Raw genomic sequence first — 16,564 nt, 5'->3', positions numbered from 1 at the left:
TCTGGAGTCGAAGTTCCAAACAGCGAAAAATAGGTGAAATGCTCATTATTTTCATTGCTTTTTTAGTCAAATTGTGCTATAATTATATATGAATACAATTATTCTTATCAAGTGAATGATTTGATTATAATTTAACAGGAGGGTATCATATGAAATCCAACTTTGAATTCTTAAATAAATACTGGCCTGCTCTTGCTCAGATAGCAGATACGGCAGAAAAATATTTGTATTCAGATCCTAATGCTTGTATGTACAAGTTAGGTATGTTTTCAGAGCGTCTTGTACAAGAAATCATGGTTTTTGAAGGAATCCCCGATCCTGTTACCGATAATACACAATCAAAGCGTATACGACTTCTGAAGCGTGCCGGTTTATTGCCATATGACATTGATAATACCCTTTATGCACTCAGAAAGAATCGCAATGATGCTGTTCATGCTGGTGCTGATTCTCTGGATGATGCCAAAATGCTCCTTTCTATGGCATATAATCTCGCTGTATGGTTTATGCAGACCTATGGAGATTGGTCTTTTAATCCTGAATCGTTTGTTCTTCCAAAAGAAACTGATCCTTCAGCTATGGAAAAAATATTAGAGGAACAAGAAAAGCGCATAGCGGAGCTGACTCAAAAGCTGGAAGAGGTAAAGACAGCCGCTTCCGGAACCACACAAAAAGAGCGAGCAAAACGTGGCTTAACTGTATCGGCTATGATGGAGTGGAGTGAAGCCCAGACAAGATGCCTTATTGATGAACAGTTAAGAAAAGCGGGCTGGGAAGCAGATACCAATAATTTGCGGTACAGCAAAGGTACTCGTCCTGCTAAAGGGAGAAATATCGCAATAAGCGAGTGGCCTACTGATTCTCAGTTGTGCAGTAAGGGTTCTGCTGATTATGCATTCTTTATTGGTGAAAAACTCGTTGCAGTAATGGATGCAAAGAAATGGGGAGAAGATGTTGCTTCAACTATTGATGTACAGGTAAAGGATTATGCACAGAGCATCAGAACAGAACATGACAAATATGTTATAAATAGATGGGGCAAGTATAAAGTACCGTTTCTGTTTGCATCAAATGGCAGAGCTTTTTTAGAACAGCTTCGTACCAAATCAGGAATATGGTTCTTAGATGCACGAAAGCCTGAAAACCAATCCTACCCTATCAGGAATTGGTTCAGTCCTGCTGATATTGAAGAAAAGCTCAAGCAAGATATTGACAAAGCAAATAAAGCACTGAATGATGCTGATGATTCCTTTATGGAAGATACCACAGGGCTTAATTTAAGAGATTATCAGATAAAAGCCATTAGTAAGGCGACAGATGCAATAATTGAAGGTAAACAGACAGCACTTCTTGCTATGGCTACGGGTACAGGAAAAACCCGTACTGTACTTGGTTTAATATATAAGATGCTGGAATCCAAGCGCTTCAGAAGAATTCTTTTCCTTGTTGACAGAGTTTCTCTCGGAGAACAGGCTATGGATACGTTCAAAGATGTTAAGCTGAAAGAGCTTATGACATTGAACCAGATATATGAGATCAAAGATATTGACGACAATGAGATCAATCTTGAAACAAAGGTTAGCATTTCGACAGTACAGGGATTGCTGAAACGTACAATTTTGTCCGATAAGCCAGACATTATGCCCGGTGCATTCGACCTTATAATTGTGGACGAGGCACATAGAGGCTATATTCTTGATAGAGAAATGACCGATGAAGAGATCCTCTATTCAGATCAGATTGATTACATGAGTAAATATAAGCAGGTTATTGAGTATTTTGACGCTGTAAAAATTGCATTAACTGCTACACCTGCACTGCATACAACGCAGATTTTCGGAGAACCTATTTTTACATACAGTTACCGTGAAGCGGTCATTGACGGCTGGCTTGTTGACCATGATCCGCCCTATATTATCAATACAGATTTCATTGAAAATAATGTGAAGTTCAAAAAGGGTGAATCGTTAGCTGAGTATGACCCAAACACAAATGAGCTGCTCAACGGCTCGGTTCTTGAAGATGAACTGGATTTTGATGTGTCTGATTTCAACCGCCAAATCGTTCTGCCCAATCATACCAGGAAGGTATTAGAGGAGATCGCATCTTTTATCAATCCCGAAAGCGATGAAAAAACTCTTATCTTTGCGGTTAATGATAGTCACGCAGATTGCATAGTGGATACTCTTCGTGATATTTATAAGGAATATGGTATTTCAAACGATGCTATAATGAAGATAACAGGCAAGACTGCCGGAGGAAACAAGAAAAAGATACTGCAAGTTATAAAACAGTTCAAAAATAATCAGTATCCCAATATTGCAGTCACAGTAGATCTGCTGACAACGGGTATTGATGTTCCAAAAATATGCAACCTTGTTTTTATGCGTAAGATCAACAGCCGTATTCTTTTTGAGCAGATGCTGGGACGTGCTACTCGTCTTTGTCCTGAGATAGGGAAAACACACTTTAACATCTTCGACGCTGTCAGAGTTTATGAAGATCTTGACTCAACTTCCGGAATGAAGTCTGTAACTGTCAGCAAGGATATGGTGGAATTATTGGAAGAGCTATTCCGTCCAAGTGACGAAAGCAAGCAGCAGACCAAAGATTGCATTATCGCACGATTACAGCGTAAATACAATAATCTCTCAAGAGAAAAGAAATACGAGGTGTCTGAGCGCTTAGGAGGTCAGGATCTGAAAGCATATGCTAAGGCATTGAAAAACAGTACCGAAGCTGCGTTTATTGAAACCTGCCGCAAGGATAAGGATTTCTTACTATGGGTAGACTCATTAAAGGGTAAAAAGCGTGGTCAGTATTATTCCGAAAAGGAAGATACATTAAAACCGACTACCCGTGGATATGGTAATACCGATAAGCCGGAAGACTATCTCGAAGCATTTACGACCTATATAAACGAAAACAAGGATAATATCGAGGCTATCCGACTTGCCTGCACAAAACCGAGCAGCATGACAAGGGCGCAGTTGAAAGAGCTTAAACTACTGCTTGACAAGGAGAATTTCACAATCAGCAGCCTTAATGAAGCCACAAGCAACGTGAAGAATGAGCAGATCGTGGCTGAAATAATCGCCTATGTGCGTCAGGCTGTATTGAAAATGCCTGTTTATAACCATGAAGAACGTGTTAAAGCTGCTTTCAAGAAACTCATATCTGAGGAAAAATTCAACAAAATGCAGCTTGATCTTCTGGAGAAGATAAAAACATATATGCTGCACGAAAGCATTCTGAATGCGGAGACATTTGATGCTCCTGTATTCAAAATGGAAGGCGGATTCTCTCGATTTGATAAGAAATTTGCAGGAAAGCTCAATGATATAATAGAGCGGATCAATACTTATATTTTTGAAGGAGTTGCGTAATGAGCACACAAGATATCGTACAGAAGCTCTGGAATCTTTGCAATGTACTGCGTGATGACGGTATCACCTATCATCAGTATGTTACAGAGCTGACTTATATATTATTTTTAAAAATGCTTGAAGAAACAGGCGAAGAAAGCGCTTTACAGAAAGAAATTGAACAGGCATACAAAAAACGTCTTGAAAAATATGCTGCAAGCAAGAAAAAAACTGTCGATGATCTTGATGATGATGAGAAAAACGACAGAAAGAATGTTCTCGATTCATATTCATGGGCTTATTTAACTACGCTTAATGGTATTGAACTAAAAAAATACTATAACGCAGTTTTAACTGAGCTTGGAAAACTTCCTCTTTCAAAAATCAGCAGTATCTATGCTAAGGCTGTATCAAGCATAGAGGAGCCCAAAAACCTTGAAAAGATCATTTCTGAGATCAATAAGCTTGACTGGTTTGAAGCCAAAAAAGAAGGTCTTGGCGATCTCTACGAGGGATTACTTGCCAAAAACGCTGATGAGAAGAAATCCGGCGCTGGTCAGTATTTTACTCCCCGTGTGCTTATTGATGTAATGACCGAACTTACAAACCCGCAGTTTGGTGAAAGATGTTTTGACCCTGCCTGCGGAACTTTCGGTTTTATGATATCCGCTTTTCAGCATACAACTGAGAATAAAGACCTCTACGCTCTGTCAGATAGTGAAGTTAACGCATTTCAGGATGCTTTCAGCGGTGTAGAGCTTGTCCCTGATGCACATCGCCTTGCACTTATGAACGCATATCTGCATAGCGTTCCTGCAAAGATCTATTGTGAAGACTCTCTGGCTCCAAGTGCAAAGCGTTTCAAGGAGTTTGACGTTATACTCACCAATCCGCCGTTCGGAACTAAAAAAGGCGGTGAGCGAACCTCCCGTGACGATATTTCTTTCCAGACATCTAATAAGCAGCTGAACTTTTTACAGGTAATATACCGCAGCCTGAAAGCAGACGGTAAGGCTCGTTGTGCGGTTGTACTGCCCGATAATGTTTTATTTGCAGGTGGTGACGGTGTAAGTGTTCGCCGTGAGCTTATGAACTTCTGCAGCCTGCATATGATACTGCGTCTGCCTACGGGCATATTCTATGCTCAGGGAGTTAAGACCAATGTACTCTTCTTTACCCGTGGCAATACCGAAAAGGGCAACACCACAGAAGTCGCTTTCTATGATATGCGAACCAATATGGAGAGCTTCGGCAAGACAAGACAGCTTAAAAAGAGCGATTTTGAGGAATTTATAGAGGGGTATAAAGATGCTTCAAAGCGTACAGGTGAGCGTTGGAGCAAGTTTACCCGTGAGCAGATTGAAAACGAACATGATGACAGCCTTGATCTCGGACTTATCAAAGATGATTCGATCATAGATGCCGAGGAACTTCCTGACCCTATCGAAAGCGGAGAAGAAGCTATCGCTCAGCTTGAAGAAGCTGTTGACCTGCTGAAAAGTGTTGTCCGTGAATTGAAGTCACTGACCTCGGAGGATTGATTATGGCGAAGAAAACAAAAGCCGCTGATCTTTCAATAGAAGAAAAACTGGAACAGGCGTTGATTGTCCCCGGATATGAACCATATAAGATTCCAGATAATTGGTGTTGGACGAGTTTTAAGAATGTTGCCGAAGTAGTTACAGGTGGAACACCAAGTAAAAAACACAAGGAATACTACGGTAATGTATTTCCTTTTTTTAAACCTGCTGATTTAAATACAGGTAGAAATGTTTCTATTGCATCAGAGTATTTATCTGAAGAAGGAAAAAAGGTATCAAGAGTTATTCCGGCAAAATCAACGTTGGTTTGTTGTATCGGTTCAATCGGTAAAAGTGGATTTTTAGAAATAGAAGGCTCAACTAATCAGCAGATTAACTCGGCTATTCCTAAAATTGAGCCACTTTACTTATATTATTATGTTAATACTGATTGTTTCATAAATCAATTATGGTCTAAATCTTCTGCAACAACCATATCAATTGTCAATAAAACCAAAATGGAGGAATGTTATTTTCCACTTGCCCCATTACCCGAACAGCAACGCATAGTCGAACGCATAGAATCCCTATTTTCAAAACTGGACGAAGCAAAAGAAAAAGCACAGGAGGCTATCGACAGCTTTGAAACAAGAAAGGCGGCTATCCTGCATAAGGCTTTCTCAGGCGAGCTGACGGCTAAGTGGAGAGAAGAAAATGGGGTTGGGATTGAGAGTTGGGAAAGAAAACGTATTTCTGAATGCTGTAAGTTAGGGTCTGGCGGTACACCTTCACGAAAAAAACCAAATTATTATATAGGAGATATTCCTTGGATAAAAACAGGAGAGATTAATTGGAATACTGTTAATTATAGTGAGGAAAGTATAACCAAAGAAGCCATAGATAATAGTTCAGCTAAAGTATATGCGCCTGGTGCAGTACTTGTAGCGATGTATGGTATGGGTATAACAAGAGGGAAAGCTGCAATACTTGGGATTGAAGCTGCCACCAATCAAGCTGTTTGTGTGCTACAACCTAAGGAATATCTGTTTAATAGATATTTATATTTTTTCTTCATGTGTAATTATTGGGATATTAGAGAGCAAGCAGTTGGCGGAAATCAGCTAAACCTTAGTGCTACTATCATTGGAAAACTTAATATTGACATTCCAAATCTCGAAGAACAATATGTTATCACAGAATTGCTTGACAGTATAATTGAAAAAGAATATCAGACTAAACAGATTGCCGAATCAGTAATAGATCAGATAGATGCGATGAAAAAGGCTATACTTGCCCGTGCTTTCCGTGGCGAGCTGGGGACGAATGATCACGAGGAGGAAAGTGCGGTGGAGTTGCTTAAACAAATATTAACTGGAGAATGATATGAGAATTAAAAGAATAACAGTTAAGAAATTTAAAAACCTTGTAGATTTTGATTGCGAGTTCTCGGATTCAAATATTTCCGCTTTTATTGGAAATAATGGTGCGGGAAAGTCCAATATTCTGGAATTGATAACAAAAGCATTTAGCAATGCAATGAATTTTAGTTGCGGTAAATTATTACCAACAATATTACCTAATGATAAACCTTCTGTAATTGACTGCATAATTGAATACGAACTGGACAGTACCATTTATCAGCTTTATTATAATGTTGGAATATTGAAAGCTACAGAAGACAATCAAATAGAAGAAGGTAAACCGCCTATATTTGTTACTGAATCTATAGCTATACTATATGATGGAAAAATATTAAAAAGAAGCGAGTACATCAATGCATTACCAACAAGTATTCTGCTGTATTATGCTGGTGAAACTAATCGTCAAAAAGTAAATGCCGATGACACTTACGATAAAACATACGACAGAAAACTAATAGACGCCAAAACCGACGATCTGCCTGGTTTAAGATTTATGGATTATTATAATATTGAGGATCTACCTCTTTTGTTGCTTGTTTCAGCAGCATATAAAAGTACTGAATACAACAAAATCATGAATCTGTTCAATTGTAACTCCATATCGTCGAAGTTCAGCATAGTGTTACAAAAGCCTGAAAAAGCAAAGGGTGAGATTGACACATGGTGGAATTCAAGAGGGTTCGTTAAAAATTTTCTCGATTCATTAAGGAAATACGTTTCTGCTACACAGGATATGTCAAAAAAGTATTTTATGTTTTTTGATTCTGCCGATGAATTACAAAAGCTTGCAGATAATGAATATGAGTTATTCTCAAAACTTAAAGCGTTAAAGAACTATGGCATACTGAACCATATTGGTATTGGTCTGGAAAAAGATATGGTTGATACTCCTTTCTCTCAATCAGCATTAAGTGAAGGCGAAAAGCAGATGGCGTTGATTTATTTACTTACAAGTTTCAGCGCAAAAAGTAATTCTCTTTATTTGTTTGATGAATTTGATGCTTATTTACATCTAAATTGGCAGCGTTCTATTTCAAAAATGCTTAACGATATTGATGTTAATGGTCATATTATATTTACTACGCATTCGCCGGGAACTATATCACAAATCAAGAGCGACAATTTGTATATAATGAAGAGTGGAACTATAATATATCCTGAAAGTGAAACGTACAATAGAGCGTTGGACGAAATTATGCTTGAACAAATGGATATTTCTATGATGTCTCCGGAAATTGAAGAATTATATGATAGATTCAAACAGAGCGTAGCACAGCATAATAAAGAACAGGCTGATTACTATGTTCAGGAATTAAAGGAGATTTTAGATGAAAATCATCCTTTATTTACAAAGATAAGAATCAATCTTAGGAGAATTTAAAATGAAACATATAATCAAAACATCCCCTCCAGATGAATTTGTAAAAGAATGTGAAACTCCTGGTGTAAGTTTCTCTAATTTACGAAGTAAAAAAACGTTAAAAGAACGATTGCTACAAGATCAAGGATTCATTTGCTGCTATTGTGGGTGTGAAATAAAGAATGATGGTCATACAAAGATAGAACACATAAAATGTCAAGAAAGACATGAAGATTTAGCACTTTGCTTTGAAAATATGCTTGCTTCCTGCGATGGCGGTGAAAATGATAGAAAAAACAAAGTAGTACCTCCTCATGTAATACATTGTGATGCAAAAAAAGGAAGTGATGATATTCCTATATCTCCTTTGGAAAAAGATGTCGAGAATTGTTTAATGTATTTTGATGACGGTACTGTTAAAGGATCTGATCCTGAAGGCAATGGCAGTAAGCTTATTCAAGTTTTAGGTCTTAATGTTGCATACTTAGTAGCTCAGAGAAAAAATGCTATCGAAGCATATGAGGATTTTGATATTACAGAATTAGAAAAAGAACTTAATTGGATTAAAGATAAACACAATGGAAAGTATGAACCATTTTGTTTTGTCTTAGAACAGTACATAAAAAGCATTATTGATAGCTTCGGCAATGGCAATTCTGAAGAATTAGAAGGGAAAGAGTTATTAGCTATTCAATAGTATAGAGGTAAAATATAATTGATTATTTATCTTAGAAAATAACTATGCATTTAAGTTGTACCAAGATTTTTTGCGATGAATATTGATGATAAAATCAATGGCTGCACCCGAAGGCACAGCCGTAAACGATCAAATATAAACCATACACTCAAACACCACTTCTCTCGCCATGTAGACAAAGCAGTTCTCCAAACCGAGCATTTTCTCGGCATCACCGCTGAGAACAGCTTTCTGATAGCAACTATCGGTCTGCTTCCAAAGCTCCACCTGACGGGAGATAGCATCACCGACTTTCCGTTCCATATCATCGAGGTACTGCATGATCCTAACCTCATTGACGAGCCTGCGAAGCCTGTCAGGGCATTTGCTGTCAGAAAAATGAAGATGATACCTGATGAAGTCAGTATGGTAGGTTTTGCTCTCCTCGGTCTGCGTATCAGCATTGAAGTGAGTAACGGTCATGGTGTTGGTATCCAGTCTCCACAGCGGAACGTATTTCTTTTTCAAGAAGCTGTATGCGGTCTGTTTGCTCTTATATCTGCTCATACTGTCCACCTCACTTAATAGGCTTTATCATTTCAAGGACAAGCTGTGCGCCGACCTTGAAGCCCTTGCGGAACTCATTGCGGTTTGAGAGATTATGCAGTTCAATGTCCGCTGACTGGTATTCATCGAGGATTTCGTCATTATCGGGATAGGCTTTTTTCAACTCAGCTTCTGCTTTAACAAGCCTGTCGAGGGCTGCCTTGTATGAACCGTCCATATCCTCAATTTCGGTCAGGTGGAACAGGTCATAGTCGTAAAGTTCATCGAGAATATTTTTCATTTTCGTGTCCTCCATATTATTTGGTTGATGTTCTTCTCAAAAGAAAATAACAGGAGTATGACCATAACGTTGTCCTTTGTCTGTCCTTTACAAGTTTCAAAAAGATAGAATAAAGGACAGCATAATAAAACGAGTTAAGGTTGAAAAATGCCGTAAATACGGGGTATTCCCCATATCACGGCAGGTTAGAAAATCTGAAAAATTTAATTCAATTCCCGTACGGGTCACCAAACTTGTGCAGAACATAAGATGTAATTCTTATGTTCTGCTTTTTTTATTTCTGCTATTCTGCTTTAGCAAAAACCGACTTTCAGATTTTTTACTGAAAGTCGGTTTTATATTTCTGGATATGTAAAGCAAACTCTATTCAGCTATCCATTCTTTAATGGCCGCCGAAAGCCGCCTGTCAATATCTTTTCTTGTTTCCTCGCACGCATTAGGATATTCCTTTGCCGCCTTGAAAATAAATTTAAGCACAAATTTAAGTCCTATCGGAAGAGCTAACCTCAGCATTGATTCCGGCAGTACAAAATGAGTTCCATGCTCGTAAACAAGAGCATCATATTTGCATTCGTGAGGACGCTCTTTCAGCCTCTTGTCCATGCGGCGGATATATTTTCCTGTCTCCCAGAAGCTGTCGTCATCTGCCCCTATAATAATAAGCCTGCCCTTTATGTTCTCGACCTTTATCATCTCTTCTTCCGTGTGTTCCCTTGCCTTTTCAGAGTCGATAAAAAGATGCGTGCTGCGTGTTATATCCCCCGAACCCTTTGTTTCCTCTTCTATTTTATGATAGTATTCAGGATGTTCATAAACGAAAGGCATATATGCAAGCGGCTTGCCTTCCCACGAAAGAGTAGAAGCATTCGGAATAGGCCATTCCTTGCAGCCGTCCTTCTCACCCTGTTCAAATCCCTGCCATATAAAATCACTTGGAGTAAGTCCGAAAGTCAGCGTAATATCAGGAAAATATGAAGCCGCAGCCAAAGAATCCATTCCCGCTGTACTCATTCCCATTATGCCAATCTTTTTGTTTCCATTGTTTTTGAGCCATTTTATAGCTGTACCTATTCTCTCCAAAGGATAGTTCACATGGCTGTAATTTTTAACATCTGGCGACATACACATAACATTTACGCCGTTTTTATGCAGCCATTTTGCACCGCATTTCGCCATAAAATCATTAGGATCATCTCCGAATAATCCTATCACAGCATTATTCGCACCATTGGGATTTATATAATATGTACCATAAAACCCGTCTTTGTTGTTTTCAAAAAATAATTTCTTCATAATACACTCCGATCTGAAAATCACTTGTGGCTTTCAATGTGTATATTATAGCACAACCTTACGCAAAAATCAACAAAGAGTTAACTATATCAAACTTTGTTAATATTTTGGGGCGATACCATTATATATAATGAAGTCTGCCGCTTTTAATTACTCAAAAACGATAAAACTATCAAAGTTTTTAACACTTAAAAATCCAATACGTTAAAAACTCAGCCGGTGCAGAAAAATTACTCTGTCCTGCTTTTACTTTAATAATGTAAAAGCTTTTGGTATTTACGTTTTTATTCCCTGCATAAAACCCAGCCTCCTGCAAATAATATTACTGCAATTTTGAATTTAATTTGGAGGTATAAATATGAAAGCAACAGGAATTGTCCGCAGGATCGACGATCTCGGCAGGGTAGTTATCCCAAAGGAGATCCGCCGCACTATGCGTATCCGTGAGGGCGACCCGTTACTGACAACGTTGAAAAGCGAACTTGATTACCTGCTTGCACTCCTCAGATTGGCGGATAGGCTGTACATAAAATAATGCGAAATCAGCCGCAGACCACACTTGTGCGTGGTTTGCGGCTGATTTTTCTGTCAATATTTCCAGGCTAATTCTATGAAGTATCTCACACTACACTATCGTCCAACAAAAAATCGATCAATCCTATATTCAGAACACCATTGTCATCATACCAACGTTTTCTTATATCTTTGCGAACTATGATTTTAGGAAACGAATCACCTGTTAGAGAAAAAGGTCTTAATTCCTGCATTTCTTTTTCAGCGTCAGGCAAAGCAAAGGCGGACTGAATGTAAGTCCTTTACCTGTCCGTCCCACATAAAATCGATCAGCTGCTGCAAATATTTATCACGTTTTATTTCCATACAAGCACCTCATTAAAAACTTCCGCCCATACAGGCTCAACCTTTTAATATTATACCATACAATGTTACTTAAATCAAGGCTTATGTTAAATAGTTTTGCCGTTTGGGGCAAAACTATTCAATGTACATATGGTTCATCACCGACAAGAGCAAAAAAATGATTTGCCGTCCTTGCGGCAGCGGAAAGAAATATAAAAAATGCTGTGGAAAATAAACCGCCCCCATTCGCTAGAATTTTTGACCCAGCGAATGGGGGCGGTTCAAATATCAATATCATTAAGCAAAAAATCAAGACATAAAAGTAAGCGTAATATGTGAATCGTTTTACAACGTTGTAAAAAAATCAACTGCCGCACGCTTTACATATTCCCTGTCATCACCATAAAAGCCGTGACCAGCACCCTTTATAACTTTCAGCTTTGCATTAGGAAAAGTCGTTTTCAATCGCTCGGAATATGATAAAGCAACTAATTCATCACTGTCACCATGGAATATCATCACAGGACTATTATACCGACTAACTCTATCATAAACATCATATCTTGGAACATCATCATAAAATTTCTTTGAAAGCAGCATATCTCCCATAAAGGCAAAGGGTTTCGCCATACTTTCAGGATCTTTTGAAAGCCATTGGTCAGGTATGCAGAATGCAGGATATAGCAGTATCATCGCTGCAATACGCTCAGGCATTTCTGCCGCTGTAAGTGCAGCAACAAATCCTCCCTGACTTTCGCCGTAAAGATATAGCTGCCTGCTGTCTGATATATCAAGTTCACTCATCATATCTATAACAGCTTTAAGGTCATTCTGTTCGCTGATAATACTCATCTCCGTGGTCTTTCCGTCACTATGCGATCGTGTAGAACCACCACAGTAATCAAAAGTATATGCTAGAAAGCCATTTTCCGCAAAAGTCAAAGCAATATCCGCCATATCATCACCGATACTGTTAAAGCCGTGACTAAGTATCACAGTAGGATATTTCTTCGCCTTAGTATCAGGAATATACAGTTTTCCGAAAATGTTTTTGCCGTCTGATACACAATATTTCTCTCGAATATCCACGCTCATAACGCCCCTTTTTATAAATTCTACTCTGCCGCCGTAAACCTTGCCCACTCGTACTCCGCTGTAAGCGGAACTGTGCCGTCAAAGGCTTTCAGCCAGCCGTCAACGCCAATGCCGTTCCACGCATTCATCATTATTTTTCCGGGCGTAATGGGCAGATTTTCCGTTGCCTTGTATGCCTCTTTTCCGTCAACATACCAAGTTATGCTGTCCTCTTTCCACTCAAAAGCATAGGTATGAAAATCCTCTGAGGCGTCAAAACCAAGATCATACATATATTCGTGATTGCCAACGCCATTTGTATAATAATTGAACTGCACCTTTGTTGTGTCCTTGCCAAGAACTTCAACGTCAATTTCGTCCCAAGGATTATCTTCTGACGGACCTGTGTATGTAAAGAACGATGATACAACGCCGTCATTCTTTATGGCTTTCATCGATACCTCATAAAGTCCATAGCCATAGTTTTCTTTTGAACGGTACTCGCCCCCTCTGTACACTTCGGAATCACCCATACTGTCAATGATAAGCTGCATTTTCCCGTCATTGAAAGTTACGTTATCTTCGCTCCACGAACAGTTGAATGGAGCACCATTTGACCACCCCGCTGAAATGGAAAAATCATCTGACGCACCCTTGCTGAAATCTGCCTCAACCGTGTATGGAGAATTGCTTTCCGTTTCAGCCTTGCTGCTGACATCTTGCGAGGAGCTGTTGTCAGATGAAACACCGCAGCTGCCCATAGACATAACTATCATTGCAATTATTGACATAGCCAGAACTTTTTTCATTTTAATTACCTCCGAATAAATATCAGATTTTTATCTTCTATAAGTATTATAAATCAACAAGTGTGATATTTATATCAGAAAAGTAATGCAAATATCAGAATATTAATATCAACTTATATTTCCGACCTGCTTGTGCTATGCTTGTTCCAGTTTGCACGGAAAAATTGATCCCTGTATTGCTTTGGAGTTAGCCCCGTCTGTTTCTTAAAGCAGGCAATAAAATGGCTGTGAGAGCTGAAAGCAAGATAATTGGCTATATCAAGCGGACTATATTCAGAATATCTCAGCATATTTTCAGCCGCTTGTATCCTTTTTGACATAATGAAATCAGATATCTTTACGCCAACTTCCTCTCTGAAAAGCTTTGAAAGATACTGCGGCGTTATGTTCAGTTCATCAGCTATCTGATTCACAGTCACACCCTTGTAAATATTATCGAAAATGCAGTCAAAGCACATAAGAATATGTTTTGAATAAACGTTCTGTGACGCAGCCTTTTTCATTTGCTTTGTATAATAAACGATGACTTCCTTGTGAACAGCCATAACGCTTTCTTCATTTCGGCACTCATCACATTTATTGATGTATATATCGCTTATGGTATATGCAGTTTCGGAATCAAGTCCACCCTCTATACAAAACCTGCACAACATAGCTATGGTAATGACAAGATGATATTTGACATTTCTGAGGTCATCTTTACTTAGTCTGCCCTTTCCGTTTGTATCCAGTGGTGTATACAAACGTTTGACTGTTTCAAGGTCGCCTGCCCGCACAGCAGAGTAAAATTCCAGTTCCGTTTCATATGGTGAATGATGATAGTCATTTTCCTTTTGCATAAACTGCCGCTTAGACAATTCTCTGTTTATTTCCATAGCTTTCCCCCCTGCTTTTTAGCTTATTATATCATATTTACAGACGCAAGTAAAGCCGCCTATTTATCGAAAAAGGACGGCAAATCGACCTGCCGCCCTTTTTCTGATAAATAGATTTTACTTAGCCTCATTCATTGAAGTCATAGCCTCGTCGATAAGATAATCTATAGCCTTTTCATTTTCCTGAACGACCTGTGACCAGCTCTTTGACTCCTGTGGGTTCATCGTTCCTCTTATTGCAGTATCGCAGATAGAGTTAAGGTCGGCAGACACGCCCTGTTCAAAGTCAAAAACAGGATTCTGTGCAGACAGATCATAGATCGTTTCCCTCATTTCAAGCATTTCATCTGTCCAGCCGTAATCGTCCTTGTACTGGTCAAGGGTTATCTGATGTGCGGCCTCGTCAAGCTCTGCATAACGGCAGCATTCAAGAAAAGCCGCCACACCCTCTGGGTTTTTGGCGTTTTTTACAATGCTAAAGCCGTGTACCCTTGAAGGGATATACTGTTTATCACTATCAGCCGAGCAAGGAACCGGAACGAACATTACCTCGCCCTTTGATACATCGCCATAGTTTACAGTTGTTGACGGAGCATTCTCAAGCGCCCAGAGTCCGATAGGATAGAAAAGTGTCAATCCTGTTGCCATTCCGCTGCCCTCTGCGTCGCCTCTGAGTTTCCAGTTATTCTCGTGTTTTGGATAAACAACATTGTTCTTTTGCAGTTCATACATCATATTCTGAGCCTTTGCTATCATAGGGTCAGAAATATTATTTACAAGCTTGCCGTCCGTGATACCGATGAGCGGCACACCGGAAGACTGCTGCAAAGCCTTTTCATAATACCAGCCGTCAAGAGCGTATTTATCGCTTTCGGCGTCAGTAAAATCAAGGCACATTTCTGTGAAAGTATCCCAGTTCCACTTGCCCTCTTTGAAAAGCTCAGCAGGATCGTCATAGCCGTTATCTTCCATTATCTGCTTGTTGTATACAAAAACATATGCAGGGTCAGTTCTGATAACGCTCACATAATGCTTGTCGCCAAGCATAAACTGATCTGTCGCACCCTTTATATCTGTCCAAAGAGGCTTTGAAAGATCGATATAATCGTCAATAGGCTCTATCATTGATTTTATTGCACCCTTAGGAAAAACGTCCATATCGTCAGCACCAATGAAATCTGGCGAATCACTTGCCATAACAAGTGCCGCAAGGTCATCAAACTTAGTATCCCAAGTGGTCTGTATCCAGTTTATCTTGCCATTATATTTTGTCTTGAACAAAGCAAGGTCAGCACCTATCTCTTTGTCCTCCGCCTCAGTAGGGTTGATATCCCAATGTGAGAACCATTTTATTTCGTTGCTTTTGAGATCTCTTACATCTGTCATATCATCTGATAGTCTTTGTACTATCTGCTGCTGATCTTCCTTGAGCTTTTTGTCAACGACCTTGCTTGAAGAATCACTTGAACTTCCGCAAGATGCAAATGCTGAAAGCGAGCAAACTGCAAGGGCAAATGTTAAAACTCTTTTTGAATTATTCATCGTGAAAAACCTCCAAAATGATTATTTCCTTTTCTTAGAGATGATAACAACAGTACCTGCGAGTGCTATAACTGCAAGTGTACCACCGACAGTTGCACCAGTTTCAGGTGATTTTGATGTATCATCACTAGCCTTTGAAGATGCGTTGTTTACAGCTGTTGTCTTGCCTGCGTCAGCCTTAGAAGAGTCAGCATCTTTCTTTGATGTGACAGTTTCGGCCTTTGAACTTGAAGTATCAGACTTTGATTCTGCCTTTGAAGTATCTGTTTTTGACTCTCCGCCCTCAGCAGCCGCAACACCGAAATCAAGCGTCATTGAAAGCGTGCCGCCATTGAAAGCACCTTCCTTTTCCCAGCCTGCGACCTCAGAGCAAGCTTTCTTTGTTACTTCGCCTGTTTCCTCATCGACTTCATCAGTCGGTCTGATATGTATTCTTATTCCGCCCTCTGAATCCTCGTCCATTGAAGTGATAGAATTAAGCGAATCAAAAACTGTTGTTGTGCCGTCCTCGGCAACGAACTTTGCGTCAGATATCTTAACGTCCACAGGATAAATACCCTCAGGCAGATTTGCCACCATAACGCCCATATCTCCAAGAGTTCCCTTGCCTGACATTGTTTTGTCGGCGATAACTGCACTTATCTTATATTCAACAGCTATCTTGCCAGTATCATCAATGCCTACCCAGTCGCCCTGATTCCAGCTCCAGTCCTGACCCATATAAAAGCCCATTGCTCCGATAGAGTAATATGAGTCATTCATTTTTGTGTCCTCCTCTGATGGGTGAACAACATCGCCAAGCTTTGCTGCCGAAACAGAAACTGACATCATTGTTGCCGCAAGAACTGCTGCTGAAAGACCTGCTGCTAATTTTTTGATCATCATAACTTTTTCCTCCGATTTTTCAATAAAAATTTTTGCTTA

14 protein-coding genes and 1 pseudogene are annotated in these 16,564 nt (G+C 39.4%); 7 read left to right on the top strand and 8 right to left on the bottom strand.

Annotated elements, in window-relative coordinates:
* Positions 1–149 precede the first annotated feature (149 nt).
* From hsdR to Q0E19_RS07335, 5 genes are read left to right on the top strand one after another with little or no spacing between them, the layout of a single operon-like run.
* Positions 150–3,386 (top strand): type I restriction-modification system endonuclease, encoded by a 3,237-nt coding sequence (hsdR, locus tag Q0E19_RS07355; RefSeq protein ID WP_294408527.1) that lies wholly within the window; start codon positions 150–152, stop codon positions 3,384–3,386.
* Entirely contained in the window at positions 3,386–4,906 is a 1,521-nt protein-coding gene (locus Q0E19_RS07350; RefSeq protein WP_294408526.1) for an N-6 DNA methylase, read from the top strand. Before hsdR ends, Q0E19_RS07350 begins: the two co-directional genes overlap by 1 nt.
* A 2-nt stretch (positions 4,907–4,908) precedes the next feature.
* On the top strand, positions 4,909–6,267 hold the full coding sequence (locus Q0E19_RS07345; protein WP_294408525.1) for a restriction endonuclease subunit S: 1,359 nt from the start codon (positions 4,909–4,911) through the stop codon (positions 6,265–6,267).
* Position 6,268: 1 nt separating this feature from the next.
* Positions 6,269–7,687, top strand: a complete 1,419-nt coding sequence (locus Q0E19_RS07340; RefSeq protein WP_294408524.1) for an AAA family ATPase — start codon at positions 6,269–6,271, stop codon at positions 7,685–7,687.
* 1 nt (position 7,688) lies between these two features.
* Positions 7,689–8,363 (top strand): retron system putative HNH endonuclease, encoded by a 675-nt coding sequence (locus Q0E19_RS07335; RefSeq protein WP_294408523.1) that lies wholly within the window; start codon positions 7,689–7,691, stop codon positions 8,361–8,363.
* A 129-nt stretch (positions 8,364–8,492) separates the two neighbouring features.
* Here the strand turns inward: Q0E19_RS07335 and Q0E19_RS07330 are convergent, their stop codons facing one another.
* From Q0E19_RS07330 to Q0E19_RS07320, 3 genes are all read right to left on the bottom strand, one after another.
* Positions 8,493–8,909, bottom strand: coding sequence for a hypothetical protein (locus tag Q0E19_RS07330; RefSeq protein ID WP_294408522.1), 417 nt, complete (start codon positions 8,907–8,909; stop codon positions 8,493–8,495).
* Between the two features lie 10 nt (positions 8,910–8,919).
* Positions 8,920–9,189, bottom strand: a complete 270-nt coding sequence (locus Q0E19_RS07325) for a DUF6809 family protein (RefSeq protein WP_024856132.1) — start codon at positions 9,187–9,189, stop codon at positions 8,920–8,922.
* A gap of 363 nt (positions 9,190–9,552) precedes the next feature.
* On the bottom strand, positions 9,553–10,482 hold the full coding sequence (locus Q0E19_RS07320) for an acyl-CoA thioester hydrolase/BAAT C-terminal domain-containing protein (RefSeq protein ID WP_294408520.1): 930 nt from the start codon (positions 10,480–10,482) through the stop codon (positions 9,553–9,555).
* Between the two features lie 358 nt (positions 10,483–10,840).
* On the opposite strand from Q0E19_RS07320, the pseudogene Q0E19_RS11930 reads away from it, so the two are divergent.
* Positions 10,841–10,942 (top strand): annotated as a pseudogene (locus tag Q0E19_RS11930) (AbrB/MazE/SpoVT family DNA-binding domain-containing protein); the annotation flags it as partial.
* Positions 10,943–11,482: 540 nt separating this feature from the next.
* Positions 11,483–11,575 (top strand): SEC-C metal-binding domain-containing protein, encoded by a 93-nt coding sequence (locus tag Q0E19_RS11925; RefSeq protein ID WP_365904800.1) that lies wholly within the window; start codon positions 11,483–11,485, stop codon positions 11,573–11,575.
* Positions 11,576–11,685: 110 nt separating this feature from the next.
* Here the strand turns inward: Q0E19_RS11925 and Q0E19_RS07310 are convergent, their stop codons facing one another.
* From Q0E19_RS07310 to Q0E19_RS07290, 5 genes are all read right to left on the bottom strand, one after another.
* Positions 11,686–12,483, bottom strand: coding sequence for an alpha/beta fold hydrolase (locus tag Q0E19_RS07310; RefSeq protein WP_294408518.1), 798 nt, complete (start codon positions 12,481–12,483; stop codon positions 11,686–11,688).
* Positions 12,456–13,223, bottom strand: a complete 768-nt coding sequence (locus tag Q0E19_RS07305) for a glycoside hydrolase family 16 protein (protein ID WP_294408517.1) — start codon at positions 13,221–13,223, stop codon at positions 12,456–12,458. Before Q0E19_RS07305 ends, Q0E19_RS07310 begins: the two co-directional genes overlap by 28 nt.
* 113 nt (positions 13,224–13,336) lie before the next feature.
* A complete protein-coding gene (locus Q0E19_RS07300) occupies positions 13,337–14,098 on the bottom strand; it encodes a helix-turn-helix domain-containing protein (protein ID WP_294408516.1) in 762 nt (253 codons plus the stop codon).
* A gap of 117 nt (positions 14,099–14,215) precedes the next feature.
* The gene (locus tag Q0E19_RS07295) at positions 14,216–15,640 is read right to left on the bottom strand and encodes an extracellular solute-binding protein (RefSeq protein WP_294408515.1); all 1,425 of its coding nucleotides are present in this window, start codon (positions 15,638–15,640) and stop codon (positions 14,216–14,218) included.
* A 21-nt stretch (positions 15,641–15,661) separates the two neighbouring features.
* Positions 15,662–16,525 (bottom strand): NPXTG-anchored protein, encoded by an 864-nt coding sequence (locus Q0E19_RS07290; protein WP_294408514.1) that lies wholly within the window; start codon positions 16,523–16,525, stop codon positions 15,662–15,664.
* Positions 16,526–16,564: the final 39 nt, after the last annotated feature.

Origin of the sequence: uncultured Ruminococcus sp. (genome assembly GCF_934476685.1) — a bacterium.
Classification (GTDB): Bacteria; Bacillota; Clostridia; order Oscillospirales; family Ruminococcaceae; genus Hominimerdicola.
This window is presented reverse-complemented; position numbering and strand designations above follow the sequence as displayed.

Excerpts from the sequence above, each read along its gene's own strand:
- hsdR (WP_294408527.1), top strand. The coding sequence starts at position 150 with ATGAAATCCAACTTTGAATTCTTAAATAAATACTGGCCTGCTCTTGCT.
- Q0E19_RS07290 (WP_294408514.1), bottom strand. The coding sequence starts at position 16,525 with ATGATGATCAAAAAATTAGCAGCAGGTCTTTCAGCAGCAGTTCTTGCG.
- Q0E19_RS11925 (WP_365904800.1), top strand. The coding sequence starts at position 11,483 with ATGTACATATGGTTCATCACCGACAAGAGCAAAAAAATGATTTGCCGT.
- Q0E19_RS07345 (WP_294408525.1), top strand. The coding sequence starts at position 4,909 with ATGGCGAAGAAAACAAAAGCCGCTGATCTTTCAATAGAAGAAAAACTG.
- Q0E19_RS07330 (WP_294408522.1), bottom strand. The coding sequence starts at position 8,909 with ATGAGCAGATATAAGAGCAAACAGACCGCATACAGCTTCTTGAAAAAG.
- Q0E19_RS07300 (WP_294408516.1), bottom strand. The coding sequence starts at position 14,098 with ATGGAAATAAACAGAGAATTGTCTAAGCGGCAGTTTATGCAAAAGGAA.
- Q0E19_RS07320 (WP_294408520.1), bottom strand. The coding sequence starts at position 10,482 with ATGAAGAAATTATTTTTTGAAAACAACAAAGACGGGTTTTATGGTACA.
- Q0E19_RS07305 (WP_294408517.1), bottom strand. The coding sequence starts at position 13,223 with ATGAAAAAAGTTCTGGCTATGTCAATAATTGCAATGATAGTTATGTCT.
- Q0E19_RS07340 (WP_294408524.1), top strand. The coding sequence starts at position 6,269 with ATGAGAATTAAAAGAATAACAGTTAAGAAATTTAAAAACCTTGTAGAT.
- Q0E19_RS07335 (WP_294408523.1), top strand. The coding sequence starts at position 7,689 with ATGAAACATATAATCAAAACATCCCCTCCAGATGAATTTGTAAAAGAA.
- Q0E19_RS07325 (WP_024856132.1), bottom strand. The coding sequence starts at position 9,189 with ATGAAAAATATTCTCGATGAACTTTACGACTATGACCTGTTCCACCTG.
- Q0E19_RS07295 (WP_294408515.1), bottom strand. The coding sequence starts at position 15,640 with ATGAATAATTCAAAAAGAGTTTTAACATTTGCCCTTGCAGTTTGCTCG.
- Q0E19_RS07350 (WP_294408526.1), top strand. The coding sequence starts at position 3,386 with ATGAGCACACAAGATATCGTACAGAAGCTCTGGAATCTTTGCAATGTA.